The organism is Mesorhizobium sp. P5_C1 (assembly GCF_054049815.1).
In genome coordinates this window covers 1-3,996 of sequence record NZ_JBFULQ010000506.1, presented here as the reverse complement: position 1 = coordinate 3,996, position 3,996 = coordinate 1, and the positions used below count along the sequence as shown (strand labels likewise).

The 3,996-nt window shown below is 60.9% G+C and carries 3 protein-coding genes and 1 pseudogene; all 4 read left to right on the top strand.

Annotated elements, in window-relative coordinates:
* Positions 1-213: pseudogene (locus ACXJ7R_RS26755) on the top strand (hypothetical protein); the annotation flags it as partial.
* 384 nt (positions 214-597) lie between these two features.
* The gene (locus ACXJ7R_RS26750) at positions 598-1,737 is read left to right on the top strand and encodes a helix-turn-helix transcriptional regulator (RefSeq protein ID WP_457154452.1); all 1,140 of its coding nucleotides are present in this window, start codon (positions 598-600) and stop codon (positions 1,735-1,737) included.
* Between the two features lie 174 nt (positions 1,738-1,911).
* On the top strand, positions 1,912-2,691 hold the full coding sequence (locus tag ACXJ7R_RS26745; RefSeq protein WP_457154451.1) for a DUF1194 domain-containing protein: 780 nt from the start codon (positions 1,912-1,914) through the stop codon (positions 2,689-2,691).
* A 213-nt stretch (positions 2,692-2,904) separates the two neighbouring features.
* Positions 2,905-3,726 carry a phage minor head protein gene (locus ACXJ7R_RS26740; RefSeq protein ID WP_457154450.1) on the top strand — a complete coding sequence of 274 codons (822 nt, stop codon included), beginning with the start codon at positions 2,905-2,907 and terminating at the stop codon, positions 3,724-3,726.
* Positions 3,727-3,996: the final 270 nt, after the last annotated feature.

Here is a 3,996-nt window from a genome sequence, read left to right as displayed (position 1 = left end):
GTTGAAACGAACATCGTCATCTTTAGGATTTCATCCGAGGGCCCTACTGCTTCGCAACTGGTCAGCTTTCTTGACACGAGAGGCTTTCGTGTCGGTGCATTCGGAGAAAGAATCGTTCGAATTGTGACCCATCTGAATGTTGACTTGGCCTGCGCCGACCAACTGGTATTCAACATTCGCGACGGACTTCAGACGCTTAAGGCGGCAGCATAGCGTTCGGCTCTCAATGCGGTCCCCGCGAATCTCAGCTGCGCTGTTGAATTTTCCCCGGTAGCATCCAGCGCGTTCCCCTGCGACGTCAGCTTTCAGGAAACGGCAAAGCTGATCTATACGGCTGAGATGGGGCGCATTGCTGACGCGCAGCTTCGGGCCGAGAGCGGACCGGCAGCTTCGGGCCGCGTATCTTCAAGAGCGGACGTTTCATTCGTGACCTCAGAGCACCCGACCAAGGGTTCCAGCGTTCAAAATGATCGAGCCTAGTCATCGCCTGAACGGCTTTGCAAGGAGGCCGGGACCTCGACAGCGGCATCGCCATTCCAGGTTTTGCCGGATCTGTGGTACTTATGAACGCGTGTATCCATCCCAAGGTAGACTTATATGGCTGCCAATCGGGCAATCGCGCCCGCGATCGAGGATTGCTACGGCGCCGCTTTCGAATTTGGGCGGTGGCCGGAGGCGCTTCAAAAACTTGCGGATTCCCTAGGGGCGACGAGTTGCGTTATTCGCACCTGTGATGTCACGCACCCTTTTCAGACCGATCAGCGCAACCGGACCAGACTGACCCCGGACTCGACGGAACATGCTGAATTCGGCGCACTCTGGCTTAAGCGCATCGAAGGCGCTCCCGACCTCTATTGCGAAAGGTTGAAGCGGCTTGCAAAGCCCGCAATCTGCTTCACCGTCGAGGACGAAATCACCACCGCCGAGGAAAGAAAGGTTCTTCCCTACTATCAGGAAATAGCTCGCCCCGGGCACCGCGAGTGGTGGGCAGGCGTCTACTTTGTGGTGAAAAAACGCAAGTGGATCCTGTCAATGTACCGCGACGATCGCAGAGGACCCTTTGATTTATCCGAGGCCGACTATTTCCTGCGCGTGGCGCCGGACCTGAGCCGGATCGTCAGCTTGGCCGAGAAAATCTGGGAGGTTTCGCTTGACCCGACCCTGGCCGTCCTCGACCAGTTCAATTTTGGCGCGGCGCTGCTTGATCGTCGGGGCTGTTTGACGCGATGCAACGAGCATGCGGATGCTCTGTTCGGCTCCGACCTTGTGGTGCGCCACGGCCGCATCCACGCAGCGGATCGGGAGAGCGATCGCCGCCTGCAGCGGATGATCGAGGCTGCTGTCTCAAGCGCACCGGACGGAGGGTCTCCGGCCGAGCCGGAAGTCATCGCCCGYGGCGGATCGTTTTGGCTTCTTGCCGAGATCGTGCCGATGACTTCATTCGTGCGCGAYTTGTTCAATGGCGGCGACTTTCTGCTTTGCTTCACCGACCTTGTGAGGGAACGGGCGCCATCGGAACGGTTGCTCGGCCARACATTTCAACTCACGGCGGCCGAAGCGCGACTGGCCTCAAGCCTGAGCTCCGGCGACGGAATCGATGCSGCGRGYGCCCGATTGGCGATTGGCCGTGAAACCGCGCGAACCCAACTTCGGGCTATCCTCGCCAAAACGGGAACGCATCGCCAGGCCGAGCTCACGGCACTSCTATCGCGCTTGCGCGTGCCCTCAMGACTTTGAGTGGCGCCCTCACCCAATCGGGTGAAGTGCGCCGTCACAAGCCAACGCACACTCCCCATTGGATTGCTGAGATCGCGCCTGTGGCGCCGGGGGCAGTGCCGGATGACAACATCGTTTGGCTGGAAAATTCGACCCGACCTGCCGACAATACGGCGGTCGACAAGATCGTGCCTGATGGCACTGGCGCTTCTCGCCAGCTGTCCCTGCTCCCCATCGACGGGGGCCGAACCCGGAAAGCTCGGCGTCGATCTTGAACTGGTCCTCGCTGTGGACGTTTCATCCTCGATGAGCCTGTCCGAGCAACGGATTCAGCGCGACGGTTACGTCAATGCATTTCGGCACCCGGACCTCGCSAGAGCCATAGGATTGGGCGCACGCGGTAAGGTCGCGGTTTCGTATCTCGAATGGGCTGGSCCGAACTATCAGCGCGTCCTCCTGCCCTGGACGATTGTCGGTAGCTAYGCCGAMGCAAGACAGTTCGCCGATGCCTTGGCAATCRAGCCTATTAGCGSGCAGCCAGGGACCTCCATTTCGGGCGCCTTTCTGTCGGCGGGTGACCTGTTTTCGCAGAGCCGCACCGTAGSCGCGCGCCGGGTGATCGATGTATCGGGCGATGGTCCCAACAATGCCGGCCTGCCGGTCGCGCCTATACGGGACAGACTGACAGGCTCCGGCATCACCATCAACGGCCTGCCCGTGTCGCTGCGGCGCGGTGGTTCCAACGCCTTTCAATCCTATGGCGCGCGCTATCTGAGCCTCTATTACGAGCATTGCGTCATCGGTGGCCCAGACGCATTCGTGATCGGGATTGACGACCTCAACCTATTCGAAGTCGCAATTCGGCAAAAACTGGTTCGGGAGATCGCTGGCCTTGTCTCGGGACCCAGGCTCGCCTCCTATTTGGCAGGCGGCCCGGTGTTCGACTGCTCCATGATCGGAACCACCGCGCGGTAGCCCACAGGCTCACGGTCGACACCGGGCCCAAGCAGTATTTCGGCCGCGACGAACCACAAAAGAGACGGTGTTGCCAATCCCAAGGAGCCGGCAGATAGTACCGCCTACGAAACGGCCAACAGCGGCACCGCTTGATTACGCTCAACCTCTGGGAACTCCTCAAAACACAGACGCCCGACGATCGCGAGATCGCCGAGACGCTGAGGGATCGTGATGTCGGGCCTCCAAAGCCGAAGGACGGCCAAGCGCAACGAAAAGGTTCTACGCCCGGTCCGGCCCAACGCCGGGATTAGGGCGGCCTACCAGGGCCGGCTGACGCGCCTTGTCGAGGCCATGAGCGATAGCGTGGTCTACTGGCTCCGAGCCTCCTACCGGGCCAATACGCCCCGTATGGCGCAGGACGAGACGCCGGCGGATGCGCTGCGTCGGTCGATCCGCAAACTCGCCGCTCAGTGGACCAAGCGCTTCGACGTCGCGTCCGAGCAGCTGGGCGACTATTTCGCGCTGTCGGTCGAGAAGCGTTCCAGCGACGCATTGCGCAAGATCCTGCGCGATGGCGGCATCTCGGTCGAGTTCAAGATGACCGCTGCGATGCGAGACGTGGTCGACGCCACGATCCACGCCAACGTGGCGCTGATCAAGTCGATCCCGTCGCAGTATTTCGACCAGGTCGAAGGCATCGTCATGCGAGGCGTGCAGACGGGCCGCGACGTCGGTCAGGTCACCAAGGACCTGGAGGGCAGGCTTGGCGTCACGAAGCGGCGCGCGGCCTTCATCGCGCTCGACCAGAACAACAAGGCCACGGCGGCTTTCAACAAGGTGCGTCTGACCGAGGTCGGCCTTGACGAGGCCGAGTGGATGCACAGTGGCGGCGGCCATGAGCYGCGCCCCACRCACGTCCAGGCTGGYCGCGACAAGGTCCGCTATAASATTTCGGTCGGTTGGTATGACCCGGCGGTGAAACGCTACATCCARCCGGGCGAGGAAATCGGCTGCCGATGMGTCGSCAAGCCRATCATCAAGGGCTTCTCCTAGGGTCAAAACCAATCAGCAGGCGCTCGCCAATGGCCGGGATCGGCCGGAAGCGGTCCGACCGATTCCGGTAAGAACGCGCGAGAATGCAGACATTCAATCCGGTGGGTCCGAAGCCTCGAACTGACCCACTGCGGACATAGGCCGTTACAGCTACGCATTTCCGTTGTGGGCGCCGTCGTCTATTCTCTGCATTGAGAGCAGTCAGAAGGCCATAAATGATCAGGACAGCGTTCGCGTTGCTAGCCGTCCTTGGCTTCGCCACCCCTTGCT